The organism is Lactobacillus amylolyticus DSM 11664 (genome assembly GCF_000178475.1).
Classification (GTDB): domain Bacteria; phylum Bacillota; class Bacilli; order Lactobacillales; family Lactobacillaceae; genus Lactobacillus; species Lactobacillus amylolyticus.
Map to the genome: position 1 here is coordinate 23,901 of NZ_ADNY01000011.1, position 26,372 is coordinate 50,272.

Genomic DNA, 26,372 nt, shown 5'->3' on the forward strand with positions numbered 1-26,372 from the left:
ATGAGAGTTATTTTTACTGGTGGCGGTACTGGCGGTCACATTTATCCAATTATGGCAATTATCGAACGTTTGAAAGAACGCGGAATTTGTACTAATGATGAAATTCTTTTTGTCGGAACACAAAAGGGATTGGAATCAAAGATTGTTCCAGCAGCGGGTGTTAACTTTAAAACAATAAAAATTCAAGGATTTAACCGTAAGCATCCTTTGAAGAATTTTGAAACAATCGAATTGTTTTTCAAAGCAACCAAACGTGCTAAAGAAATTTTAGATGATTTTAAGCCTGATGTTGTTTTAGGAACCGGTGGCTACGTTTCAGGTGCTCTTGTTTATGAAGCAGCCAAAATGCATATTCCAACGATGATCCATGAATCTAACTCTGTTGTTGGTTTAGCAAATAAGTTTTTAGGTCACTATGTAGATAAAATCTGCTACACTTTCGATGACGCTGCTAAACAATTTTCTGAAAAGAAGAAATTGGTTAAAACAGGCAACCCTCGTTCTCAACAAGTTTTAGGTCTTAATAATAAAAAAATTGATTTAGTCGAAAAATGGAATTTAAGTGCAAATATTCCAACTGTTTTAGTCTTTGGTGGTTCACGTGGTGCTCTTGCAATTAACCGCATCATGTTGAAATCACTGATGGAATTGAAGAAAAAACCATATCAAGTAATTTGGGCAACTGGTACTTATTATTTCGATGCAGTTCAAAAGAAAATAAATGGGATCGACATTGGCAGCAACATTAAAATTTTGCCATATATTAAAGATATGCCAGCACTTTTGCCAGAGATAACCTGTGTAGTTGCCAGATCCGGAGCTACTAGTATTGCTGAGTTTACTGCCCTAGGTGTTCCTGCAATTTTAATTCCAAGTCCAAATGTTACTCATAATCACCAAATGAAGAACGCTTTGGATCTTGAAAAAGCAGGTGCTGCTTTAGTATTGCCAGAAGATGATTTGAACCCTAATAATTTCGTTTCTTCTGTCGATCATATTTTACTCGATGAAAAATATGCTAAGAAGATGTCTGAAGCTTCAAAGGCCTTAGGTGTTCCTAATGCTTCAGATCAAGTTATTAAAGTAATGAAAGAGATTTCTCGTTAGAAAGAAGGTGAGGCAGATGCCTAAAAAAAGAGTGACAAAGATAGATCCACGAAAAGAATTATCACCATATCTTAATCACCAAGAAAATCAAAATCGCAATCATAAAAAGAAGAGCAAGGTTTCTGCCTCATTATCTAAACTAAAAAGTTATCGTCGGAAATCGCTTTTTAAAAACTTAGGTATCATTGTTGGTACTTCACTTATAGCTGTCCTCATCTTAGGCTATTATGTTTCTCCACTAGCTAATGTTAATAATGTTCAAGTGGTAGGAGCTGATGACTTATCCTCGAAGAAAGTTGTGTCCAGTTCAGGGATAAAAGCCTCAGATAAATTAATCGATTATCGGCTCAATTCTAAAAAATTGAATAGCAATTTGGAACAGAAATATCCAGAAATTCAGCACGTCAGTGTTGAAATAAGTCATATTAATCGATTAGTATTAAATGTTAAAGAATACCCGACAATAGCTTATATCAAAGTTAAAGATGGCTATCGCAAGCTTTTATCTAATGGAAAGATTGGCAGCAATGCTCTTGCCTGGTCAAAAATTGATCAGGGCAAACCGCTTTTTATTGGCTATAGCAAGAAGACATCTTTGATAGATGATTTGGAGCTCTTTAACAGTTTACCTGCTTCTTTTCGTAATCAAGTCAAGCTGCTGAGTGGGAGTGCCATTAGAAAATCACAGATTATTCTAGTGATGAAAGATGGCAATGTCGTTATCGGCGATATCTCTACCTTTAAGCAAAAAATCAAATATTATAATGCGATCAAGAAGAAAGCTGGCAAAAACAGTTTAATTGATCTTGAAGTCGGTGCTTTTAGTAGACCTTTAACAAAGAGTGAAATGAAGGCTTATGGCATATCATAGCTGTATTGAATCCACTTTTATGTTAAAATTTTTGCAATGCAATTATTAATGGGGGCTTAATTTTGGATTATTCAAATCTTTTGGTCGGCTTAGATATTGGTACCACCAGTATAAAAGCAGTTGTTGCCGATGACGGTAAAGTAATTGGTGCAGTAGCAACACCAAACACAGGGATGCGGCACGGTAAAATAGTTGATATTGATCAAACCGCAGCTGCAATCAGTCAAACGCTTAAAGAAGTGGCAGAGAAGACCAATTCTAATATTTATCGAGTAGTAACTGGCATACCTGTAGGCTTATTGCAATTAGAGACAGCTACCGGAATTACAACTGTCAGCGATAACGGTCAAGAAGTTGGCAATGAAGATGTTAAACGTGTTTTGCAATCTGCAATTAAGTCAGCCGTTAAAGACGGCTACGATCCAATTGCTTTCTTGCCAAGCAGATTTATGATTGATGGTAAAACGGATGTTGACGACCCACGTAAGATGATTGCACACAGCTTGGCTGTTCGTGGCATTATTTTAACTGCACCATCGGGTTCATTGCACAATATTAGAAAGGCAATTGAAAGAGCAGGCTATAAGAACAATTTCTTCGTTCCAACTCCATTAGCTATAGCTAGCGTTGCCTTAGATGAAGGTGAAAGAACCTTTGGCTCTATTATTCTTGACTTAGGTGGCGGTACTTCCACTGCAACAAGTATTCATGAAGGTCAAATCAAATACGCTAAGACTGATCTTGAAGGTGGTAGCGACATCAGCAATGATATTTCCGTTGTATTAAGTACCTCCAAGAAAGATGCAGAGCAAATCAAATTAGATTATGGCTTTGCTGAACCAAGTTTAGCTTCAAAGAATGACAAGTTTGCCGTTAATAGTGTTGGTTCGAATGGACAACAAATGGTAGATGAGGTTTACTTAAGCGAAATTATTAATGCTCGGTTAATGCAAATTATTAAGAGAATTGGTAAAGGATTAGTCAAAACCAATGCTCTTAAATTGCCAGGCGGCATAATTATCACCGGTGGAGGCAGTTTGCTTCAAGGCATTGATAGTTTGGTTGCTAATACCTTAAATATCAAGACGCGGATCTATCAACCAGAACAAATGGGAATGAGAAGTCCAATTTATACTGCTGCATACGGCATTGTAAATTATGTTTATAAAATGTCTGATATTGACTTTTTGGTAAATACCGCTATTTATGGTGGACCGGTCAGTGCTGAACCAAGTCGTTCTTCAGAAAAAGAGAGTAATAATTTGAAAAGAACGGTTACTTCTAGTGAAACTGAAGCAAAAGAAGCTTATAATAAAGATAAAATGCCAAGAAGAGATCATTCTTCTGAGAAAAAAGAAAATAAAAACAGAACAGGAAGAATAAAAGACTTCTTCAAAAAGTTCTTTGCCTAAAGGTGGTTAATTAGATGGATTTTACATTCGATTCAGACGACAATAAAAATGCTGTTATTAAAGTAATCGGTGTTGGTGGCGCCGGTGGTAATGCTGTTAACCGAATGATTGATGATGGTGTTCAAGGTGTTTCATTTATTGCAGCTAATACAGATGTACAAGCACTTAATAGTAATAAAGCAGAGGAAAAAATTCAATTAGGGCCTAAATTGACAAGAGGTTTAGGTGCTGGTTCACATCCTGAGGTTGGTCAAAAAGCCGCTGAAGAAAGTGAGCAAACGATTGAAGATGCCTTAAAAGGTGCAGATATGATCTTTATCACTGCCGGAATGGGTGGTGGTACTGGTACCGGGGCTGCTCCAGTTGTTGCTAAGATTGCAAGAGAAACTGGTGCTTTAACTGTTGGTGTTGTTACTAGACCATTTAGTTTTGAAGGCCCGAAGCGTTCCAGAAATGCCGCTGAAGGTATCACTCAATTAAAGCAATATGTTGATACTCTAGTTATTATTGCCAACAACCGCTTACTTGAAATGGTTGATAAGAAGACTCCAATGATGGATGCCTTTAAAGAAGCAGACAATGTCTTAAAGCAAGGTGTTCAAGGTATTTCAGACTTGATTACTTCTACAGACTACGTTAACTTGGACTTTGCTGATGTTAAGACAGTTATGGAAAACCAGGGTGCTGCCTTGATGGGTATTGGTCGTGCTAGTGGTGAAAACAGAACTGTTGAAGCTACTAAATTGGCTATTTCATCACCATTGCTTGAAGTCTCAATCGATGGTGCTAAACAAGTGTTGCTTAACATTACTGGTGGACCAGATTTGACATTATTTGAAGCTCAAGATGCATCTGAAATTGTTTCTAAGGCAGCTGGTGACGATGTTAACATTATCTTTGGTACTTCAATTAATCCTAACTTGGGTGACGAAGTAGTTGTCACAGTTATTGCTACAGGAATTGATTCGGCTACAGAAGAAGCTGCTTCAAAACAATTGCCAGGCAGAAGCCACCAAATCAAGTCTCAACCTAAGAAGACTGAAGAAGCTCAAGCTACTAAGCCAACGATTGGTCAAACTGTTCAACCAACAGTAAATCAAAGTACCAATAATACGACTGCTGAACACGAGAGTATGGTTGATCCAACTAGTGTTTGGGGCTTAAATAACGATGACCAAACTACTAGAAGAACTACACCAACTAACACAAACGCTGGTCAAGATGACAGCTTTGACTATTTCAGCAGCGAAGATCAAAATAGTATTTCACAAATTGAAACCAGTGCACAAGATGATGACGATGATAATAATGACATCCCATTTTTCAAGCACCGCGGTGAAAACTAATAGGGGGGAAAGAAAGATGGCTTTTGATAAATTAGGTAGATTCTTCGGAATTTCCGACGATGATGATAATGTAGTGGATGAAGAAGAATATACTCAAGATCAAGAAAACGATGATACTCAAATTCCACTGAATACAGTTAACCGCGATAATGTGGTTTCTATTAAATCTGGAATGAATTCAAGCAAGAGTCAAATCGTTTTATATGAACCTCGTGTATATTCTGATGCTAAAGATGTTGCACAAAACTTATTGCAAAATAAGGCTGTTGTAATTAACTTTAGCGGAATGGAAGATAGCTCAGCTAGAAGAATCGTTGATTTTATTACCGGTACTGTTTATGCTCTAAATGGTAAAATTCAAAGAATTGGCGACAAGATCTTCTTAGCTACACCTCCAAAATTCGTTACTGATGGCAAGATCAGTGAATTAGTTGATAAGAAAGATAATTTGGACTAGTTAATGATTGGTTACTACATTTTTATTGGAATATCCTATATTATTTGGATTTATAGCATTATTTTGGTAATTGATGCAATTATGAGCTGGCTTCCTTTTTTAGCCAATTCATTTGTTGGCAGATTGCTTAATAGAATTGTGAATCCATATCTGAATCTGTTTAGAAGAGGACCAGTTGCTAAATTAGCTTTTAGTACAGGAATTGATATTTCGCCTGTAATTGGTATTTTTATTCTTTATTTGATTCAAGGATTAATCCAAAATATTGCATACAGATTTATTTAATGGTGGGTTAATGGAAAAAAGACAAGCGAGTAGTTTTTACCCACATTTTCAATTAGATGAAAGACCAACAGTTGATAAACTTGTTGGTCTTTTTAATAACTTAGTATTTAAGCATGAAAGCTTATTAACAGATTTCTTAGATCCCGGACAACGGGAAATATTAAAAATAATTGTTGGTAATGAGGCTTTTTTGCAAGATTTTGGCGGTTATCTAAATTCTGAGAAAAGAAGAGTTTATCTAAGTGAAGAGTGGGAAAATTTTAGAACAACTGACTTTCAAGTCCAAGCTTTTGAAATACAATATCCAACCAAATTTTATAAGTTGACACATAGCTCAATTTTAGGAACATTAGCTAATTCTGGGATTAAAACTGATACTTTTGGCGATATTATTACAGATGGACATGGCAAATGGCAATTTTTTGCAAAAAAGGAATTGCAAAGCTATTTTGAAGAGCAAATCGTTAGAATTGGTAAAAGCAAGGTAAAATTGCAGCCAATTTCTTTTAAAGAAGTACTTGTTCCTGAAGATGATTCAATTGAAAAGGTTGAAATTGTTTCTTCATTAAGATTAGATGCAATTTTGGCTGGCATCAGTAAGCAAAGCAGAACGCAATTAAAAACGCAAATTGAAGACGGAACAGTCAAATTAAATTGGCATGATATTGTAAATTCTAATATAATGATTAAAGAAAATGATGTGATCAGTTTGCGCCATTTTGGTCGGTTACAAATTACGAGCATTGCTTCTACAAGAAAAGGAAAATTTAGGGTGGTGTTGAAGCTTTGGCAAACGAAGAAAAAAAGGTAAGTCAAATTACTCCGATGGATATTCATAACAAAGAGTTCAAACGTCGGGGCAGAAATGGGTATGATCGTTATGAAGTCGACAAATTCTTAGATGAGATTGTTGACGATTATGGTGACGCTCTTGATCAAGTGGTTGATCTTAAGAATAAAGAAGTTGATCTCAACAAGAAACTGGATCAATTTGAAGATGAAAATGAAAATCTTAAGAATGAATTGCAACAATATCGTCAACGTGAACAAGAAGTAAACGAGGTATCGGTTTCAGCACAAGAATCAGCTACGCGAATTAAAAAAGAAGCTCAAGAAAAAGCAGACAGTATTATTAACGATGCCAAAAATCAAATTGCTACAGATACTAAATTTGAGCAGCAACAGAAAGATACTCTAGCTGAAGATTACGATCGTCTTAAAGAAGAAGTAGGTTCTTTTAGAGCACAATTACAAGAGATGCTCAAAAAGCAGATTACTATTTTAAATGATGATCAATGGCAAAAGGCTTTAGACAAATATTTTGATACTGATCGTTATTACCCAGAGGATGGTTCTGAACCTATTCCAACTGCTAATGATGAGTCAAAGAAAGTTGACAAATCTGCTGAAGATGCTTTAGAATCTTCTCATAAGCCTACTAATGACGATACAAAACCAATTGTGGGCGATAGTCCAAGTGAAGAGACAATTGATGTTAAACCACAGAGAAGAACCAGATTAAACGCTGGTCCTACAATTATCTTTCCCGACGACTATAAAGATCGAAAGAATTAATTAGACTGACAGTAAAACTTAAGGGCAATTCAGCGAGTTAGCGATGGTGGAAGGCTAACAAAAGAGCCTAAAAGTTGATCAGCTGCCGATTGGGTCTAAGCGTTTAGTTGCATGATACGCAACGATAAGTGGAGCTTTTGGCTCAAATTAGGTGGTACCACGGTTAACCTCGTCCTAAATTAGGGACGAGGCTTTTTTGCTAGAAAGGAATTTTGAATGAGAATCAAGGATACTTTGAATTTAGGCAAAACTAAATTTAAGATGCGCGGCAATCTTCCTGTCCGTGAAGCTCAATGGCAAAAACAATGGGAAGAAAATAAATTATATGAACAAAGATTAAAGTTAAACGAAGGCAAGCCTCGTTTTGACTTGCATGATGGCCCTCCATTTGCTAACGGCAACATTCATATGGGCCATGCCTTAAACAAGATTTCCAAGGATATCATTGTTCGTTACAAGAACATGGATGGCTATTACGCACCTTATGTTCCTGGATGGGATACTCACGGCCTTCCTGTTGAACAACAACTTGCTAAAAAGGGCGTAGATCGTAAGACAATGGATCGTGCAAAGTATCGTGAACTTTGTCATGAATACGCTGAAAAGCAAATTAAAAAGCAAATGACCGACTTCAAGCGCTTAGGTGTAATGGCTGACTGGGATCATCCTTACATTACTTTACAACCTGAATTCGAAGCTGAAGAAATCAGGATTTTTGGCGAAATGTATAAGAAGGGCTACATCTATAAGGGTAAGAAGCCTGTTTACTGGTCATGGTCAAGTGAATCAACTTTAGCAGAGGCCGAAGTTGAATATAAAGACGTTAAAGCAAATTCAATTTTCGTTGCCTTCCCAGTTAAAGATGGCAAAGGAATTATCGATCCAGAAAATACCTATTTTGTAATCTGGACTACTACTCCTTGGACTATTCCAGCTAATGAAGCAATTTGTGTAAACCCTAAGTTTGATTACGTAGTAGTAAACGTTGGCGACAAGAACTACGTTGTAGCTGCAGGCTTGCTTGATAGCGTTGCTGAACAAATTGGTTGGAAAGATTATAAAGTAATCAAGACTATCAAGGGTGCAGACATGGAATACATGACTGCTAAGCATCCTCTTTACGATAAAGAAAGCTTGGTTATTGAAGGCTTCCATGTAACTTTGGATGATGGTACTGGTTTGGTTCATACTGCACCTGGCTTTGGTGAAGATGACTTTAATGTTGGTCAAAAGTACCACTTGCCAATTTTTAGTCCAGTTGATGCACAAGGAAAATATACTGATGAAGTACCTGAATTAGCCGGCATGTTTTATCAGGATGTCGATAAGTTAATGGTGCAAAAGCTTAAGGACTGTGGAGCTTTGCTTAAGCTCAAAGTCTTTACCCACTCATACCCACATGATTGGCGTACTAAGAAACCAGTTATTTTCAGGGCTACTACGCAATGGTTTGCTTCAATTGAACCATTCAGAAAACAAATTCTTGATCAAATTGACAAGGCCAGCTTCATTCCTTCATGGGGTAAAACTCGTCTTTACAACATGATTAAAGATCGTGGCGACTGGGTAATTTCCCGTCAACGTGCTTGGGGTGTTCCACTTCCAATTTTCTACGCAGAAGATGGCACTCCAATTGTTGCTCCTGAAACTATTGAACATGTAGCTAAGATCGTTGAAAAAGAAGGAACAATTGCTTGGTACAAGCACACTGCTAAAGAATTGCTTCCAGAAGGCTTTACTTCAGAACATTCACCAAATGGCGAATATACTAAAGAAAAAGATATCTTGGATGTTTGGTTTGACTCTGGGACATCATGGGCTGGTGTCATGAGAAAACGCGATGGGCTTCATTTCCCAGCTGATCTCTATCTTGAAGGCTCTGACCAATACCGTGGCTGGTTCAACTCTAGTTTAATTACTTCAGTTGCTACCACTGGCTTGGCACCTTACAAACAAGTTTTATCACAAGGCTTTGTGTTGGATGACAAGGGCCACAAGATGTCTAAATCACTTGGCAATGTTATTTCACCAAATGACGTTATCAAGAAGATGGGTGCCGAAATTATTCGTCTCTGGGTAGCTCAAGCAGATACTTCTTCTGACGTTGCCGTATCTTATGATATTTTGAGTCAATCTGCAGAAAGCTACCGTAAGATTAGAAATACCTTCCGTTACATGTTGGCCAACACAAGCGATTTTGATCCAGAAAAAAATAGGATTGCTTATGAAGATTTGCGTTCTGTCGACCAATACATGGAAGTAAAGCTCAATGATTTGATTAGAGACTGTCTTGCTGCTTACGATAAATATGACTTCTCAACTGTCTTCAAGAAGGTCTTTAACTTTATTTCAAATGATCTTTCATCATTCTACTTAGACTTTGCTAAGGATGTTCTTTATATTGAAGCTAAAGACAGTCATGCACGTCGTTCAATGCAAACTGTAATTTACGATGCAGCAGTTAAATTAGCTAAAATTTTGACACCAATCTTGCCACACACGATGGAAGAAGTATGGAGCTTTTTGAAAGAAAAAGAAAACTATGTCCAACTTGCTAACATGCCAGAAGTTGTAACTTACGAAAATCGTGAAGAATTGCTTGAAAACTGGCATAAATTCATGAATCTTCGTGATGATGTTTTGAAGGCATTGGAAGACGCAAGAAATAATAAACTGATTGGTAAATCATTTGAAGCAGCTGTTACGATCTATCCTGATAAAGAAACTAAGTCAATGCTCGATGATTTGAAGGCAAACTTCAGAGAAATCTTGATTGTTTCTAAGCTAACAATTGTTTATGGTGAAGCTCCAGCAAATGCTGAAAAGCTTAATAATGCTGCAATTGTTGTTGAACACGCAGAAGGCGAAGTTTGTCCACGTTGTCGAATGATCAGAAACGACATCGGCAAGGATCCAAAATTGCCAATGCTTTGTGGTCGTTGTGCTGAAATTGTTGAGGCTAATTTCCCAGAAGCTGCCGAAGAGGGACTTGAAAAATAATGCGTTTAGGAACAGTAAAACAGTTTGATGAAGGAAGCAGCTATGGTTTTATCACCGATGAGCAGAACCATAAGTCTTACTTTGTCTTTTATACTGCTATTAAAGAAGAAGGATATAAACGATTAGAGGTTGGCCAAAGAGTGAAATATCAATTAGCACAAGGCAAAAATGGTTTGCAATGCGTGAATGTATATTTGGCTGACTAATTAAGATAGGTGGAAGTTTGAATGGATTTAAAAGAAACAGAAATTTCTTCTCAACCCATCTTTAAGGGTAGAATTGTTGAGTTATATGTTAGAACAATTAAGCTCCCAAACGGAGAAACTTCAACGCGAGAAGTAGTTAAGCACCAGCCTGCAGCGGCAGCAATTGCAATTAATGATAAAAAGCAGATGCTGCTGGTTAAGCAATGGCGTGAGCCAATTAAAGCCTTAACTCTTGAAATTCCGGCTGGTTTAATTGACGAAACAGATAATAGTCCGCTAGATGCAATTAAGCGTGAGCTTAATGAAGAAGGCGGCTATGAAGCTGATTATTGGGAAAAAGTAGCAGAATTTTATTCTTCTGTTGGTTTTACCGATGAAAAGCTGTATCTTTTCTATTGTGATACTTTAACCAAGCTGCAAGAAAAGCGTTCGCTTGATGCAGACGAGTTTTTGACTGCAGACTGGTATAGTTTGGATGATTTAAAAAAGTTAATGTCTGAAGGCAAAATTGTTGATGCTAAAACGGTTTATGCCATTACATTTTGGGAGAATATGTTATTAACTAGTGCCCAAGATACGAAGGAAAAAGATGGCTGAAAAACGTTCTGATTATCGCAGACAACAATCAAGAAAAAAAGGTAAAAAACTTTTACATCATATCAGATCGGCTTTTGCTGATCAAGATAGCACCGAAGAGAAAGTAGACGTCAATCCGGAATTTCAAAGAACTCAAACGGAGAGACGATCCTTTACTGATGATTGTCAAGAATTTGCAAATAATTCTGAACCAATTGATACTGGCTTGTCGCGAGAAGATAAGAGTTTAAGACTGAAAAAGAGATTGAATCGTGCTATTCTGATAGTGTTCGTTCTGATCATATTGGTGCTTTTGGCACTGTTTCATTTATAAAAAGAATAGAGGAAAAGTATGAAGATTGCGATTATTGCCCCAATGGAAATTGAGGCTGCTTATTACCGCAAATACTTTCACTCAGAAGATAAGGAAATGTTCGGATCAACTGTATTCGAACATTTTTCTGTTAATGGTAACGATGTTTACCTTGGCTTGAGTGGAATTGGCAAAGTGCAAGCAGCTATGAATTTGGCTAGTTTATTGAGCAACGTTGATATTGACATGATTTTTATGACAGGTTCAGCTGGTTCAATGAATCCCGACGTTCATAAAGAAGATTTGATTCTTCCTAGCGAATTTGCATACCATGATGCGCATAATACGATGGCGGGTGATTATGTTGAAGGACAGATTCCACAAGAACCTGCACGCTTTAAGCTTGATTCACCTGAAAGAGCAAAATTTGGCCAATATTTAAAGTCTAAGGGCGTTGATTATAAGGAAGGCTTAGTTGTAACTGGTGACTCATTTATTGCGTCTGATGCACAAAAGAAGACAATTAAGAAGAATTTTCCAGATGCACTTGGCGTAGAAATGGAAGGAGCAGCTTTCGCACAAGTCGCATATCACTTCAATAAGCCTTTGATTGCGATGCGAGCAATCTCTGATAACGGTGATGAAGACGCCAATGAAGACTTTGACGCTTTTGTTAAAAAAGTTGGAGCTAAGGCTGCAAAATTAATCTGTGATTATGTAGAGGAGATTGATTAAATGAGTGAGATTTACTTAGATAACGCTGCTACGACGCCAATGTCGCCAAAAGTAATCGATGTGATCACTGACCAAATGAAAAATGATTTTGGCAATGCTTCTAGTACGTATCAACTGGGCAGACAGGCAAGACATGTTATCGATCAGGCACGTCATCAGATTGCGCAGGCGATTAATGCTCAAGATGGTGAGATCATCTTTACTTCTGGCGGCTCAGAAAGCAATAATACAGCTATTTTTGGTACAGCTTACAGTCGCAAAGATATCGGCAAAAAAATAATTACCACTAAAATTGAACACCCTTCCGTTTTAAATCCGATGAAGAGATTAGAGAAACAAGGCTACGAAGTGGTTTATCTTGATGTCGACGAAAGCGGACATATTTCTCTTGATCAGTTGAAAAAGGAACTAACTCCGGACACGATTTTGGTTTCAATCATGGCTGTCAATAATGAAGTAGGCTCAATTATGCCAATTCAAAAAATTGGTGAGCTAGTGGCTGATAGCAATGCTTATTTTCATGTAGATGCCGTTCAAGGGATGGGCTCAATTGATTTAGACGTTAAGAAGATGAAGATTGATTTCTTGTCCGTTTCTGCGCATAAAATTAATGGACCTAAATTCTTAGGCTTTTTATATGAAAATAGCAAGATAACGATTCCTGACCTGGTACTTGGTGGGGAGCAGGAGATGAAGCGAAGAGCCGGAACGGAAAACGTTCCTGGTATTGCCGGCTTTGGCGAAGCTGTTAAAGAGTTAATGACGATTGGCCATGCCTCTCTGCAAAAGAAATATAAGCATTTTCAAGATATTATTTTGAATACGCTTGATAAAGCAGGGATCAAGTATCATATTAATGGTGGACGAGGAGAAAATGTCTCTCATCACGTCTTGAATTTGCAGATTGATGGTGTCTCCACTACTGTTTTGCAAACGATGCTTGATTTAAATGGCTATGCAGTGTCTGGCGGATCAGCATGTACAGCAGGTTCACTAGAGCCTTCACATGTTTTGATTGCTTGTTTTGGAGCTGATTCTCCTAGAATCAAGGAATCTATCCGGATTTCTTTTGGTCGTTACAATACAGATGAAGAAGTCAGCCGGTTTGCAAAGAAATTGGCAGAAATTGCTCAAGAAAAACAATCCAGTGAAAAATAGTTGCTTTCAAAAAGAAAGTAACTTATTATTAATAAGCGAGGAATTAAAATGGCAAATACAGTTGTGATTAATGGTGATAAACGAAAATTCACTTTGAGTCCGGATATTAAGTTATATGCTTTAATTGATGCAGGCTTTATGAAGACTGCTAAAGGCAATTTTAACTATGAACATCCCTTGTATAATGATTCACCTTATAATGCGCCAACTAAGCTCAAGATTACAATCAACAAGGAATTGTCACATCTGACCATGGTTGTTACTGATCGCAATGGTTTGCAAAAGGTTAATATTTTTAAGAACAAGCAATTGGCCCCAACTGTCGATCTTTTAAATTATATTTTGAAAGATTTGGAGGAGCGTAAAATTATTGTTCCAGTAAAGGATTGATTTTTGATGGTAGATAATAAGAAAAAAAGAGTCGTTGTCGGCATGAGTGGAGGCGTGGATTCTTCTGTTTCTGCACTTCTTCTTAAACAACAAGGCTATGACGTAATTGGCGTCTTCATGAAAAATTGGGACGACACCGATGATGCTGGTGTTTGTACCGCAACTGAAGATTATGAAGATGTCAAAAAAGTTGCTGATAAAATCGGCATTCCTTATTATTCAATCAATTTTGAAAAAGAATATTGGCACCGGGTTTTTGAGTATTTCTTAAACGAATACAAAAAAGGCAGAACGCCTAACCCCGATGTTATGTGCAATAGCCAAATCAAGTTTAAATCGTTCCTAGAATTCGCTATGGATCTGGATGCTGACTATATTGCAATGGGACACTATGCTAAGACTGTCAAAGATGAAAATGGAATCGTGCATATGATGCGCCCTAAAGATGGCAATAAGGATCAAACATATTTCTTAAGTCAGTTGAGTCAAGAGCAAATTAAAAAAGTTATCTTTCCTTTAGCTGATTTAACTAAGCCACAAGTACGTGAAATTGCACTTGCCAATGGTTTAGCTACGGCCAAGAAAAAAGATTCAACTGGAATTTGTTTCATTGGTGAAAGAAACTTTAGAAAGTTCTTGAGTGAATTTTTGCCAGCAAAATCTGGAAAAATGGTGACGCCAGATGGTCACGTAGTCGGTGAGCACGCTGGATTAATGTATTACACAATTGGTCAAAGACAAGGTTTAGGACTGGGGTCTACCAAACAATCAACAGATCCATGGTTTGTTGTCGGTAAAGATTTGAAGAAGAATGAATTGATCGTTGAGCAAGGCTATGACAGCAAATTGCTTTATGCTACTGAACTTAAGGCAAGTGACATGTCATTCTTCACTGGCAAGCCTGATCATGATGTTGAATTTCATTGTTCTGCAAAGTTTCGCTATCGTCAATGTGATGTTGGCGTTACTGTAAAATATCATGCGGCAGAAAATAGCGTTGATGTTTTTTTTGATGAACCAGCGCGTGCAGTAACGCCTGGTCAAGCACTTGTGCTTTATAATGGCGAGGAGTGCTTGGGTGGCGGCTTTATTGACGCGGCTTACCAACATGAAAAGCAGCTGCAATTAATCTAATTAGAACAAACAGAGATAAAACGAGCAAAGTTTTATCTCTGTTTTTTTTTAAAGAAAAATTTTGATGGTAAACTAATATTGTATAGACCAATATGTGAGAAAGGAAATCAATGATGTATAAACTTATTGCCTGTGACCTTGATGAAACCTTAATCAGTGATGATTCAACAATTTGTGAACGTAACCGCGAGGCAATCAAAAAGGCACTGTCACTAGGAGTAAAATTTGTTCCGGCAACGGGCAGAGGCTATGTTGCAATTGCTAATATTTTAAGAGAGTTGAACTTGTACAATAAGGCTGATGAATACGTGATTTCTTTTAATGGTGGCTGCATTAGTGAAAACAAGGATAATCAGATTTTAAAATTTACTGGCATCCCTTTTAAGAAGGCAGAAGAGTTATTTAATATTGGCAAGAACTTTGACGTCTGCATTCACGTTTATACTAAGGAAAAAGTATACTTGTACCATGCTAGCGATGATGAATTTGATTATATGAAAGTACGTCATCCTGTTGAAAAGATTGATGATCAAACTGATCTTAGCTTCTTAAAAGGTGAAAAAATTGCCAAGATGATTTATGGCAATCAAAATATGAACTATCTTCATGAAGTAGCAGATAAGATCAAAAACGAAACCGCTGATTTAGATGTTTCATATTCATCTAACAGATTTTTGGAATTAAATCATGCTGGCATCAATAAGGGTACCGGTTTAATCTGGTTAGCTGATAAGCTTGGCATTAAGCCTGAAGAAACAATGGCGCTTGGTGATAACTGGAATGATCTGTCAATGATTCAAGCTGCTGGTTTAGGAATTGGGATGCAAAATGCCGTTCCTGATATGAAAAAGGACTGTGATTTTATTACTGCAGCTAATAACAATCAAGGCGGGGTTGGCGAAGCAATTGAACGGTTTATTTTAAAGTCAGCTAAGGATTAAACTTAAGTCATATTTTTGCTACAATGGTCTCTAAGGAGATAAAAATTATGCAAATTTATTTTGTTCGTCATGGAAAAACTGAATGGAATTTAGCCAGTCGCTTTCAAGGTGGTCACGGAGATTCACCCCTATTGCCCCAAAGTCTAAAAGATATCCAAAAACTTGGAAAGTATTTAAAAGGCACCAAGTTTCGTGGTATTTTTGCTAGTCCTCTTCAAAGAGCTTTTAATACGGCTCAGGGCATAGATGATGCAATGAACGCTAAGTTGCCAGTAGTGATTGATGAACGCTTGCGTGAGTTCAATTTGGGCGATATAGAAGGCATGAAGTTCGACGATGCTGCCAAAAAGTATCCTAAACAAATTGATAACTTTTGGCATCATCCTGATCAATACGATCCACGAGAATTGCATGGCGAAACCTACGAACATGTTATTGCACGCGGCAAAGATTTTGCTACAGAAATGGCTCAGCGCTTTCCAGAAGATGACGATAAAATCTTGGCAGTTAGTCATGGTGCTGCTTTATCAGCAATCATGGGTGGTTTATTAGGCTATCCTTTAAAAGACGTACGTAAACGTGGCGGCTTGAGCAACACCAGTTTGACGGTTCTGGAGACTAAAGATGGTGGCAAAACTTTCCATTCGGTAATCTGGAATGAGACGGATTATTTAGGAAGAAAACTTTCAAAAACTGATTCACTTTAAAATGGATAAAAAAATAGCAGACTTATATGACGCGGGCAAAGTTGACCGCGCCATTCACTTATTAATTAAAAAAATTGATGATCACCCGCAAAATGTTGAAAACTATTTGCAGTTATCGACATACTTGCTTGAGCAGGGCAGCAGCGATCAAGCACAAAAGCTGCTTGAACAGGCTGAACATTTGGTAAAAAAGCCTCAAGAGCTCTACTATAATCTGGCTGTTTGTTATTACAGTCAAGGTGATTTTGATAAAGCTTTGGCTTTGCTTGATCAAATTGAAAATGATGATTTGACTTTATATCAAAAAGCACTAGTTTATTTAAAACTGGGACAGGGTCAAAAGGCACTTGCATATGCATTAACCATCAAAAAAATTGACGAGCGAGTTTTAGAACTGATTGGCGATATTTGGCTTAGTCTAGGCAATTTAAAACAGGCTGAGACAAGCTATCTAAAAATTCCAGAAGAAAAAAGAACAGCAAAAGTTTATTTTCTTTTAGGAGTTAGTTTATTCGCTGATAATCGTGATCAAGCAGAAAAGTATTTTGCTCAGGCAAAACAAATGGATCCAAAATATTATCAAGAAACGCAGCAGCAATATGGTAATTTACTAGGCTTAATAAGCGGCAAGGACAATTAAAATGGTTAAATTTACAGGAAAAGTCAACGGCATTGTCTTTGAAAATGATCAGGATATGTTCAAAATCCTTGATGTAGAAATACTTGGCAAACTTGAAGGCTATCCTCGTGATGAAATAAAGGTCACCGGCAGCTTTGGCGAAATCCAGATTGCAGGACGCTATCAATTTGATGGTCGCCTGATTATGCATGACAAATTTGGCCTGCAATTTCGTTCAGATAGCTATCAACAAGTGATGCCACATGAGGAAGGCAGTTTGACCAAATATTTAAGTTCAAACAAATTTCCTGGCATCGGCTTAAAAGCAGCAGGAAAAATTATTGATGAACTTGGAATTAATGCCTTGGATGTTTTGAAAAATAATCCTGCTAAGATCGATACCTTGGCCTTAACGCAAAAGCAGAAGGACAGTCTTTTATCAGGAATTAATTCAATGGACTCCTTTTCAGAGATAATTTTAAAATTAGCCCAATATGGCGTTAAGAAGAAGGTTGCCACTCGTCTATATCAGTTCTATCATGGCGAGGCCTTAAAAAAGCTGCAGCAAAATCCCTATGCAGCGATTGCTGAAGTGCAAGGCTATGGCTTTAAAACGGCAGATATCATTGGTCGTGAATTAAATATTAAGGCCGATGATCCTAAGAGAATCCAAGGGGCAGTTTATCAAGTTTTAATTGATGCTTTAACCAGCAGTGGCGATACTTATGTTGGATTAGCTGAATTGTTAACTGAAAGCAGTAAAATGCTTGATATTTCGGCCTTTGATCCAATTGCTAAAGAAGTAAATACGCTGCAAAAGAACGGTAAAGTTGTCGTTGATGGTGAAAATGTAGCTATATCTAATATTTATGAAACTGAAGTAAATATTGCCCGAACGCTAAAAAATTTAGTACAACGCCGGCAAGACCAGCATGACGAAACATACTCTGATAGCGAGATGGAAGATGCTATTGAAGAAGCCGAAAAAAAGTTAAAAATCAAGTATGATGATACACAAAAGGCTGCAATCAAAAATGCTTTGAATAATCCAGTTTCGATTTTGACAGGTGGTCCCGGAACTGGAAAAACAACGATTATTAACGGTATCTTGCTGTCTTTACGGCAGTTGGCCGATATTCCAGCTTCTGCATTATACAGTGAAGACCCACCGTTTTTACTAGCTGCACCAACAGGCAGAGCAGCTAAAAGAATGGGTGAAATCACCGGCATTGCTGCAAAAACTATTCACCGGTTGCTTGGTCTAGGAATTGGCGAAACTGATGAAGCCGAACTCAACGAATTGAATGGAGAAATTTTAATTATTGATGAGATGTCAATGGTTGACATGTTCCTGTTTAAGCAATTGGTCTCTAGCATCAATCAAACTCGGCATATCGTCTTTGTTGGAGATAAGGATCAGCTGCCATCAGTCGGAGCTGGGAATGTTTTTAGTGATCTGATCAAATCACATGCTTTTCCAACAACGATTTTGAAACAAATTCACCGTCAAGGCGATGATTCGACGATTATTACCTTAGCCCATGACGTAAATGACGGCAAAAATCAGGATGAGCTGTTCAAGAAAACCAAAAACTATTCATTTATCCCTTGTCAGCCGCAATTAGTCGGCGAAGCTGTCGGACAAATTGTCGAATTGGCGTTAAAACGGGGGTTTTCTAAAGATGATATTCAAGTCCTCGGTGCAATGTATCACGGCAATGGTGGCATTATTAATTTGAATGATATTTTGCAGGAAATTATGAATCCACCAAAAGCCAAAAGCAAACAGGTTGAGGCTCATAACGAAAATTTCCGTATTGGTGATCGAGTTTTGCAGCTGCAGAACAATCCTGAAAAAGACATTTACAACGGACAGATTGGTAAAGTCGTCGGCATTGATGATCACAGTTCCGATAAATGTTTGATTGCCAATTTTGATGAACGTGAGGTTGAATTTAATAAAAAAGACCTGTCTGATTTGACACGGGCTTACGCAATTACTATTCATAAATCACAAGGGTCTGAGTTTCCGCTGGTAGTTTTGAATTTAACTATGCAAAATTACGTCATGCTAAAAAGAAATCTTCTTTATACAGCAATTACGCGAGCGGAGAAGAATCTCGTGCTAGTAGGTGAGCCGCGAGCATATATTACGGCTTTAAATACTCCTGGCAATGATCGAAAGACCGGCTTAACTGCAAAGTTGCAAAAAGAACTGAAAGTTGATCAGTCAAATGATGATGCTGCAAAAACTGCAAAAAAGCTGCCACCAAAATCAGCAGAACAAGAAGATTATATTTTAACTAAAGAAAAAATCTATTCAGGTGAAATTGATCCAATGATTGGGATGCAGGATATTAGCTTAAAAGCTCGTTAATCGATTCTAAAAGCCAGTAAAATAAGTTAAAATATTAGATGTTAGAGTCAAAGTCCAATGTTATTCGCCCTAAGTTTAGCTTGGGGCTTTTGTTTTGGGAAAAGAAGAATTGCAATGAGTTCATATTATGAATTAAAATGGCACGATGAAGATTTATCTAAATATTCAACAGATAAGCTCTACTTTATTTGGAATGTAGTTAAGCAGCCGCTTCGCCCTGAATATCGACAAATGCTAGGAGAATTAAAGTGGCGTCAAGCTAAGAAGAAGCAAACGAATACTTTAGCCAAAATTAAAGAGATTATTTCTTTGCGGACAGATAGAAATGAATTACGTAAAGCTTGGTTGAAGTTGCATCCGCAAGCTAAAAAAGAAAGAACAGGGAAAACCATCTCCGAATTAGCGCAGATGCTGCCAGAAATTTCGAAGCAATTAGGGGCTTTTATTGAATTAGAAAATATCGAAATAAAATACTTTGGCAATGATGGTGAACCTTATTATGAATTGACAGATTTTAGGGATGTCTTTCCGAATAATTACTTAAAGAGTGGTTTTAAAAAATATGGAATTGCCGAAAAGAAGTTTTTACAACTAATAGGTAAAGCGCATCAAGAACAATATCGAAAATTACGCCAGCAAATTGAGCTTGAAGAAGACGAAAATGGCGAAATCATTATTCCATATTATGATGCGGTTGAGTTAAAACATATTTTGGAAGAAGCAGGTTAGAGCAAAATATTTTTAAGGAGTGCGAACAAAAGGTGAAGCTTAAAGCAGAATTTATTCAAAGTGAACTTGGCAATTGGGTTGCAAGAAATACCGCTGTTATTCCGGTTAGTTCAGATATCTTTGAAGTGGCGACAACTGAAATTGATTCTTATGGTGACACGATTTATTGCTTTGTTAAACAGGTTGATAATTTGTATCAAATTAGCGATGAGGGCCGAATGCTTTTTAAACTGGATCCAGGTGCAAGCGATCAAGAACTTTATGAAACAGCAGAAGCAATTGCGATAGGGGCCGGTTTTGATTATGATGAAAAGCATTGTGAAATCTCGGTAACAACCGATCAAGATAATTTAGCGCAAGCGATTGTTAAATTATCACAGCTTCAATTGGCAATATCATATTTGGGTTAAAAAAAAGCTTGGTTATAAAATAACCAAGCTTTTTATTGTCTTAGATTAAATGAGTCAATTTGAAATGCAACTTTGAATTTTTGCTTTTTTTGATCTTCGCCGTCAATTTGGTCATATTCTAGCTTAGAAGTGACAATATCAATTTTACTGCCGGCAATGTCATGAAAATGCGGATCATAAACATGAGAGCCGTCCTTTAACAATTTAGCAAAAAGGCGAATAAACTTATGCAAACTCGGCTTTTGAACAACGACCACATCTAAATGATGGCTGTGAATGTTAGCTGAAGGCAAAATTGCAAATCCACCGCCAAAATATGGATGATTTGTGGTAGTGACAAAGTAGACATCATCGTATTGCAATATATGATTGTCCTTTGTTACTTTGACGGAGAAAGTGTCCTGTCGGCAAAGTACATAATAATATTAGACGCGTAAATTAAATTGCCGAGATGAAGCTTATTCAATTTTTCCTTCATTTTTTGATGATTGCTGCTGTATATGACAAAAGCATCAAACCCAATCCCAAAATTATTTACAAAATAATATGGTCGGTTGTTTTTTAACGAAGAAATAAACTTGCCACAGTCAACTGGATGATAATCTAAATTTTGTAAAAGTCGATTTACCAATTCTTCCGGCTTTTTTGATAAATGAGCAGCACGTGCAAAATCATTGCCAGAACCAGCAGGGAGATAGGTAATTGGCGTTTCGGGATGATTTGAAGTTTTAATTCCATTGAGAATTTCGTTTAAAGATCCATCTCCGCCAATAACAATCAAAATTTCATTTTCTAGATGGGCGAGGTTGCCATAGTTTTTAGCTAAGCTGATTAATTCTCCAGAATAATTGCTTATTGGTAATCAAAGGGTAGGAGCTTCTCCTGCAAAACTTTGCTAAGCTCGGAAAAAGTCTCACAAGCTTGGCCATTGCCCGCCACGGGATTCAAAAGTAAATGTATTTTTTAATATTTTGCATTTTTGACTTGTTTTTCTAAAAAAAAGAAAACCCTTGCGGGCTTCTTTTAAATTTATTTCTTTTCAACAATCATTGGTAAAATCATCGGTCTTCTTTCTGTCTTGGAATATAAAAAGTCAGAAAGGTTTTCAATAATTGCCTTACGAATATCGCTATCTTTAGGCTTATCCGTTTTAGCCATTTCATTTCTGAGAACGTGGTAAACATGTTTTTGTGCCTGACTAATTAATTCAGTAGATTCGCGCATATAAACAAATCCACGACTTAAAATATCAGGTCCAGCTAAAACGCGCTTATGTTTATAATCGACAGTAGCAACAGCTACAACTAATCCTTCTTCAGATAGAATTTGTCGATCATGAACAACTACGTTGCCTACATCTGCTTTACCTGAAGTATCAACATAGACATCACCAGCTGGAATATGACCAGCAATTCTTGCTCCTTCAGGCCCAAAGCAGACTACTTCACCATTTGATAAAACAAATGTGTTGTCAGCTGGAACGCCAGCTTCTTGTGCAAGTTCGGTATGAATAACCTGCATTCTGTATTCACCGTGAACAGGAATCATGTACTTAGGTTTAGTTAACCGAACCATCATCTTTAATTCTTCTTGACCACCATGTCCAGAAGTGTGGACGTTGTTTACACGACCATGAATTACATGTGCGCCACCTTCCATTAACTTGTTAATTAAGTGGTTAACGCTTAATGTGTTTCCTGGAATTGGGTTAGATGAAAAGATAACTGTGTCATCAGGCTGTAAACTGATTTGACGGTGAGTACCATTAGCAATTCTGGATAGGGCAGCTAATGGTTCACCCTGTGATCCAGTACATAAAATCATTACCTTTTCAGGTGGCGTATGATTAATTTCATCCGCATCGACAATCAAACCTTCAGGCAAATTAAGATAGCCTAAATCAATCCCATTTTGTACGCCATTTTCCATGCTTCGACCAAATATGGCAACTTTTCTGCCAGTATCAATTGCAGCTTGAATAGCTGTTGATACACGGTAAAGATTTGAAGCAAAGGTAGCAAAAATGATTCTGCCTTTAATTCCAGTGATCATGTCATGTAAAGATTTAGCAACAAATCTTTCAGACTTAGTAAATTGCTGTACTTCGGCGTTGGTTGAATCAGACAATAAAGCTAGGACGCCTTCATCGCCAAGCTTGGCCATTTTTTGAAAGTCTGGAGCCGGCTGATCCATTACTGGTGTTAAGTCAAACTTAAAGTCACCAGTAAAGACTACTACTCCAAGTGGAGTATGAACAGCAATTCCCAAAGTGTCAGGAATAGAGTGAGTAGTTCTAAAGAAGGAAACACTTAATTTATTGAATTTTAAAACTGTATCTTCATGTTCTTCATGAAGCTCAGTTGTATTCAAAATACCGTGTTCTTCTAACTTGCCTTTGATTAAAGCTAAAGCAAATGGAGTTGCGTAAACAGGAATTTCAGGAATTTTTTCCAATAAAAATGGAATGCCTCCGATGTGGTCTTCATGTCCGTGACTAACAACTAGTGCTTTAATCTTTTTACGATTTTTAACCAGGTAGGAATAATCAGAAATAACATAATTGATACCTAGTAAATTGTCTTCGGGAAACTTAATGCCACAATCCATGATAATAATTTCATCTTGGTATTGGACACAGTACATATTTCTACCGATTTCGTGCAGACCCCCGATGGCGAAAACGGCAACTTCATTATTTTTTATTCGCACTCTTATTACTTCTTATCGAACGACGTTAATTTAAAATCAGCGTGTTCTTTTTCGTACTTTAAAGAGTTTCCAGTTAATTCTTGGATGAGTTCAATGTTGTAGGGGGTATTATCCTCAACCAATGTTCTTGCTTCGACTTGGTTGTCTGCCTCCATGTAAAGAGTTTGTGTTGTTTCTCTACGTGGGTTAACAATCTTGTCTTTTTGATACAAAACTTTGTAGATCATATTTATAATCTCCTTAATTTATTGTAAAAAACGTTCTCAAAATGAATATTTATAAAAAATATTCCATAGCTAATAAAAATTTTATCATAATTAATAAGGTAAGTATAGAAACAAGCTAAGTGTTATGACTTTTTTTAAAACAGAGAATATGTTGACTATAAATAACAAAAGGACTACCATAAGACATGGTAAATGCCTTTTATAACTCATTTACTTGAAACAAAGAAGCCTCTTCGATCTTCTTAATTCCTACATAAGCAAAAAAGCTGTTGGCTCAGTCATCCAGCGGCTTTTTTCTTTATGAAATTTTTAATCTAAAAGAGCACTGACCTAAATCATTGGTTAGTGCCTTGTTATTTTATTGTCTTAAAAATAACATATTAAGAAATGACGATGGTGTTTTCGTCCAAATGGAATGGGTCTTGCTTGTTGATCCGATCGTAAAAAAGGTGACCGTTAAGGTGGTCAATTTCATGACTGGCAACAATTGCAGGATAGTCTTTTAAGCGAATTGTTTTTTCTTCACCATCTACAGTGAAATAGTGAATAGTTAATTTATCTGGACGAGGAACGTAACCATCAATTTCTTTATCAACACTTAAGCAGCCTTCACCTTCACTTAAACAAACTTTTCTGACAGACTCAGAAATAATTTCTGGATTTACAAACGTTTCTTTAAAAAGAATGTTTCCCTTGTCATCTGGAACAAGCAAGGAAGCCATTTGCACGCTTTCATCGACTTGAGGAGCGGCCAAACCAACGCCGGCACGAAGTTGATGTTTTTCAGCAATTTTAGGATCTTGTGAATTAATTAAATATTCCATCATATCTTTTGCTAATTGCTTGTAATGATCGCTAAGTGGAAAAGTAAGTGGTTGCGCAACTTTACGTAAAACGGGATTTCCGTCACGCGTAATATCTTTCATTAAAATCAATTTGATATCTCCTTTATAATCATTTTGTCTCAATATTATTTTTACCATAAATTAATAAGCAATGGCTAATTTTTGCCAATAAAAAAGATAAAATGCAAAATTAGTCTTAAACGTTGACCACCATAAGCTTAGGTGGTAAAATTACAAGACGTAACTATACAGATAGAAATGCACTTCGATAAAGCGTAATGCGCTACCGAAACTGTGACCGGGTCACAGTTTTTTTATTGAAGATGGGGAGGAATACTTTTGTCAGAAAAAAGAAGAGACGATCTTAGAAATATCGCTATTATTGCCCACGTTGACCACGGTAAAACTACTTTGGTTAACCAATTATTGAAGCAATCCGATACTTTGCCAGAACACATGAATCTGGAAGATCGTGCAATGGACTCAAATGCTATTGAACGTGAACGTGGTATTACTATTTTGTCAAAGAATACTGCTGTTAAGTACAAGGATACTACTATCAACATTTTGGATACGCCAGGACACGCCGACTTCGGTGGTGAAGTAGAACGTATCATGCACATGGTTGACGGAGCTCTTTTGCTTGTTGATGCATACGAAGGTCCAATGCCACAGACTCGTTTCGTTTTGAAAAAGGCTCTCGAAGCTGGTGTTAAGCCAATCGTTGTCTTAAACAAGATTGACCGTCCAGGTGCACGTCCTAAGGAAGTTTTGGATGAAGTTCTTGAACTTTTTATTGAATTAGGAGCTAATGATGAACAGATTGACTTCCCAGTAGTATATGCTTCAGCTTTGAACGGTACTTCATCTTATGATCCAGATCCAGCAAAGCAAGAACATACTATGGATCCTATTTTTGATACTGTTATCAAGAATATTCCAGCCCCAGTTGATAATTCAGACGAACCTCTTCAATTCCAAATTACTATGCTTGATTGGGATGACTACGTAGGTCGTATCGGTGTTGGTCGTATTTACCGTGGTAAGGTAAAGGTTGGCGACAACATCACTGTTATGAAGCGTGATGGCTCAACGCAAAACTTCCGTGTTACTAAGTTGTTTGGTTTCTTCGGTTTAAAGCGTAATGAAATTAAAGAAGCTAAAGCAGGCGACATTATCGCTATTAGTGGTATTAACGATATCTATGTTGGTGAAACGATTGCTTCAGCTGATCACCCAGAAGCTTTGCCTCTTCTTAAGATTGATCCACCAACACTTCAAATGGACTTTGTTGCTAATGATTCACCATTTGCTGGTCGTGAAGGTGACCAAGTAACTCCTAAAAAGCTTGAAGATCGTTTGATTCGCCAAACTCGTACTGATGTTTCATTAAAGGTTGAACCAACTGACCAATTAAACGCTTGGACTGTTTCTGGTCGTGGTGAACTTCACCTTTCAATTTTGGTTGAAGAATTACGTCGTGAAGGCTTTGAATTACAACTTTCACGTCCTAAGGTAATTTATCGTGAAATCGACGGCGTCAAGTGTGAACCATTTGAAGCTGTTCAAGTTGATACTCCAGATGAATACGTGGGTGGCGTTATTGACTCACTTTCACAAAGAAAAGGTACCATGCAAAACATGGAAGCAATAGGAAATGGGCAAACTCGTTTGGAATTTCTTGTTCCTTCACGTGGTTTAATTGGTTACAATAACGAATTTATGTCACAAACTGGTGGTTATGGTATTTTGAACCACAGCTTTGACTCATACAAACCAATGATTAAGAACTGGGAACCAGGCCGTCGTAACGGTGCTTTGGTTTCAATCAACCAAGGTCAATCAACTACTTACGCACTTCAATCAGTTGAACAACGTGGTGTATTGTTCATTGGTGCCGGTGTTGAAGTTTACGAAGGTATGATCGTAGGTCAATCTTCTCGTGAACGTGATATCGCAGTTAACGTAACTAAGGGTAAGAACTTAACTAACACCCGTGCTTCAGGTAAAGACCACGCAGCTGCCATTAAGACTCCAAAGAAGATGACTTTGGAAGAAGCTATCGAATTCTTGAACGATGATGAATACTGTGAAGTAACTCCTAAGTCAATTCGTCTTCGTAAGAAGATTTTGAACACTTCAGAGCGTCAAAAGGCAGACAAGAGACGTAACCGCGCTTAATTAAAGATTTGAACAAAAGCCATCACTGTTATGCGGTGTTGGCTTTTTTGTTTTATAATTAA

The 26,372-nt window shown here is 37.2% G+C and carries 28 protein-coding genes; 23 read left to right on the forward strand and 5 right to left on the reverse strand.

Annotated elements, in window-relative coordinates:
- The 22 genes from murG to HMPREF0493_RS01275 all read left to right on the forward strand — a co-directional run bounded on the left by murG (position 1) and on the right by HMPREF0493_RS01275 (position 20,348).
- Complete coding sequence (gene murG / locus HMPREF0493_RS01170; protein WP_006351415.1) at positions 1-1,107, forward strand: undecaprenyldiphospho-muramoylpentapeptide beta-N-acetylglucosaminyltransferase; 1,107 nt, start codon at positions 1-3, stop codon at positions 1,105-1,107.
- Between the two features lie 16 nt (positions 1,108-1,123).
- The gene (locus tag HMPREF0493_RS01175) at positions 1,124-1,978 is read left to right on the forward strand and encodes a cell division protein FtsQ/DivIB (RefSeq protein WP_006351416.1); all 855 of its coding nucleotides are present in this window, start codon (positions 1,124-1,126) and stop codon (positions 1,976-1,978) included.
- 62 nt (positions 1,979-2,040) lie between these two features.
- Positions 2,041-3,390, forward strand: coding sequence for a cell division protein FtsA (gene ftsA, locus HMPREF0493_RS01180; protein ID WP_006351417.1), 1,350 nt, complete (start codon positions 2,041-2,043; stop codon positions 3,388-3,390).
- A 14-nt stretch (positions 3,391-3,404) separates the two neighbouring features.
- Complete coding sequence (gene ftsZ, locus HMPREF0493_RS01185; RefSeq protein WP_006351418.1) at positions 3,405-4,736, forward strand: cell division protein FtsZ; 1,332 nt, start codon at positions 3,405-3,407, stop codon at positions 4,734-4,736.
- Between the two features lie 16 nt (positions 4,737-4,752).
- Positions 4,753-5,193, forward strand: coding sequence for a cell division protein SepF (locus tag HMPREF0493_RS01190; RefSeq protein ID WP_040456823.1), 441 nt, complete (start codon positions 4,753-4,755; stop codon positions 5,191-5,193).
- A 3-nt stretch (positions 5,194-5,196) separates the two neighbouring features.
- Positions 5,197-5,478 (forward strand): YggT family protein, encoded by a 282-nt coding sequence (locus HMPREF0493_RS01195; RefSeq protein WP_006351420.1) that lies wholly within the window; start codon positions 5,197-5,199, stop codon positions 5,476-5,478.
- Between the two features lie 10 nt (positions 5,479-5,488).
- Positions 5,489-6,289, forward strand: coding sequence for a YlmH family RNA-binding protein (locus tag HMPREF0493_RS01200; RefSeq protein WP_040456825.1), 801 nt, complete (start codon positions 5,489-5,491; stop codon positions 6,287-6,289).
- A 14-nt stretch (positions 6,290-6,303) separates the two neighbouring features.
- Positions 6,304-7,053, forward strand: coding sequence for a DivIVA domain-containing protein (locus HMPREF0493_RS01205; protein ID WP_133286316.1), 750 nt, complete (start codon positions 6,304-6,306; stop codon positions 7,051-7,053).
- Positions 7,054-7,269: 216 nt separating this feature from the next.
- A complete protein-coding gene (ileS, locus tag HMPREF0493_RS01210) occupies positions 7,270-10,053 on the forward strand; it encodes an isoleucine--tRNA ligase (RefSeq protein ID WP_006351423.1) in 2,784 nt (927 codons plus the stop codon).
- The gene (locus HMPREF0493_RS01215; protein WP_006351424.1) at positions 10,053-10,259 is read left to right on the forward strand and encodes a cold-shock protein; all 207 of its coding nucleotides are present in this window, start codon (positions 10,053-10,055) and stop codon (positions 10,257-10,259) included. Before ileS ends, HMPREF0493_RS01215 begins: the two co-directional genes overlap by 1 nt.
- A gap of 21 nt (positions 10,260-10,280) precedes the next feature.
- Entirely contained in the window at positions 10,281-10,856 is a 576-nt protein-coding gene (locus HMPREF0493_RS01220; RefSeq protein ID WP_006351425.1) for an NUDIX hydrolase, read from the forward strand.
- Positions 10,849-11,169, forward strand: a complete 321-nt coding sequence (locus HMPREF0493_RS01225) for a hypothetical protein (protein ID WP_006351426.1) — start codon at positions 10,849-10,851, stop codon at positions 11,167-11,169. Before HMPREF0493_RS01220 ends, HMPREF0493_RS01225 begins: the two co-directional genes overlap by 8 nt.
- An 18-nt stretch (positions 11,170-11,187) precedes the next feature.
- The gene (locus HMPREF0493_RS01230; protein WP_006351427.1) at positions 11,188-11,883 is read left to right on the forward strand and encodes a 5'-methylthioadenosine/adenosylhomocysteine nucleosidase; all 696 of its coding nucleotides are present in this window, start codon (positions 11,188-11,190) and stop codon (positions 11,881-11,883) included.
- Complete coding sequence (locus tag HMPREF0493_RS01235) at positions 11,884-13,041, forward strand: cysteine desulfurase family protein (RefSeq protein ID WP_006351428.1); 1,158 nt, start codon at positions 11,884-11,886, stop codon at positions 13,039-13,041.
- A 48-nt stretch (positions 13,042-13,089) separates the two neighbouring features.
- The gene (locus HMPREF0493_RS01240) at positions 13,090-13,431 is read left to right on the forward strand and encodes a DUF1831 domain-containing protein (protein ID WP_006351429.1); all 342 of its coding nucleotides are present in this window, start codon (positions 13,090-13,092) and stop codon (positions 13,429-13,431) included.
- A gap of 6 nt (positions 13,432-13,437) precedes the next feature.
- Positions 13,438-14,565 (forward strand): tRNA 2-thiouridine(34) synthase MnmA, encoded by a 1,128-nt coding sequence (gene mnmA, locus HMPREF0493_RS01245; protein WP_006351430.1) that lies wholly within the window; start codon positions 13,438-13,440, stop codon positions 14,563-14,565.
- Positions 14,566-14,678: 113 nt separating this feature from the next.
- On the forward strand, positions 14,679-15,506 hold the full coding sequence (locus HMPREF0493_RS01250) for a Cof-type HAD-IIB family hydrolase (RefSeq protein ID WP_040456828.1): 828 nt from the start codon (positions 14,679-14,681) through the stop codon (positions 15,504-15,506).
- A gap of 47 nt (positions 15,507-15,553) precedes the next feature.
- Positions 15,554-16,213, forward strand: a complete 660-nt coding sequence (locus HMPREF0493_RS01255; RefSeq protein ID WP_040456830.1) for a histidine phosphatase family protein — start codon at positions 15,554-15,556, stop codon at positions 16,211-16,213.
- 1 nt (position 16,214) lies between these two features.
- Complete coding sequence (locus HMPREF0493_RS01260; protein ID WP_006351433.1) at positions 16,215-16,853, forward strand: tetratricopeptide repeat protein; 639 nt, start codon at positions 16,215-16,217, stop codon at positions 16,851-16,853.
- A gap of 1 nt (position 16,854) precedes the next feature.
- Positions 16,855-19,209 carry an SF1B family DNA helicase RecD2 gene (gene recD2, locus HMPREF0493_RS01265; protein ID WP_006351434.1) on the forward strand — a complete coding sequence of 785 codons (2,355 nt, stop codon included), beginning with the start codon at positions 16,855-16,857 and terminating at the stop codon, positions 19,207-19,209.
- 114 nt (positions 19,210-19,323) lie between these two features.
- A complete protein-coding gene (locus tag HMPREF0493_RS01270) occupies positions 19,324-19,938 on the forward strand; it encodes a hypothetical protein (protein WP_040456833.1) in 615 nt (204 codons plus the stop codon).
- 32 nt (positions 19,939-19,970) lie between these two features.
- Positions 19,971-20,348, forward strand: coding sequence for a DUF1828 domain-containing protein (locus HMPREF0493_RS01275; protein ID WP_006351436.1), 378 nt, complete (start codon positions 19,971-19,973; stop codon positions 20,346-20,348).
- Positions 20,349-20,380: 32 nt separating this feature from the next.
- Here the strand turns inward: HMPREF0493_RS01275 and HMPREF0493_RS09240 are convergent, their stop codons facing one another.
- From HMPREF0493_RS09240 to def, 5 genes are all read right to left on the reverse strand, one after another.
- Positions 20,381-20,710, reverse strand: a complete 330-nt coding sequence (locus tag HMPREF0493_RS09240; RefSeq protein WP_006351437.1) for a diacylglycerol/lipid kinase family protein — start codon at positions 20,708-20,710, stop codon at positions 20,381-20,383.
- Positions 20,711-20,727: 17 nt separating this feature from the next.
- Positions 20,728-21,129 (reverse strand): diacylglycerol/lipid kinase family protein, encoded by a 402-nt coding sequence (locus tag HMPREF0493_RS09245; RefSeq protein ID WP_006351438.1) that lies wholly within the window; start codon positions 21,127-21,129, stop codon positions 20,728-20,730.
- 248 nt (positions 21,130-21,377) lie between these two features.
- Positions 21,378-23,057 carry a ribonuclease J1 gene (rnjA, locus tag HMPREF0493_RS01285; RefSeq protein WP_006351439.1) on the reverse strand — a complete coding sequence of 560 codons (1,680 nt, stop codon included), beginning with the start codon at positions 23,055-23,057 and terminating at the stop codon, positions 21,378-21,380.
- 5 nt (positions 23,058-23,062) lie between these two features.
- On the reverse strand, positions 23,063-23,284 hold the full coding sequence (locus HMPREF0493_RS01290) for a DNA-dependent RNA polymerase subunit epsilon (RefSeq protein WP_006351440.1): 222 nt from the start codon (positions 23,282-23,284) through the stop codon (positions 23,063-23,065).
- 380 nt (positions 23,285-23,664) lie between these two features.
- Positions 23,665-24,219, reverse strand: coding sequence for a peptide deformylase (def, locus tag HMPREF0493_RS01295; protein WP_040456835.1), 555 nt, complete (start codon positions 24,217-24,219; stop codon positions 23,665-23,667).
- Positions 24,220-24,468: 249 nt separating this feature from the next.
- On the opposite strand from def, the gene typA reads away from it, so the two are divergent.
- Positions 24,469-26,310 carry a translational GTPase TypA gene (gene typA / locus HMPREF0493_RS01300; RefSeq protein WP_006351442.1) on the forward strand — a complete coding sequence of 614 codons (1,842 nt, stop codon included), beginning with the start codon at positions 24,469-24,471 and terminating at the stop codon, positions 26,308-26,310.
- Positions 26,311-26,372 lie beyond the last annotated feature (62 nt).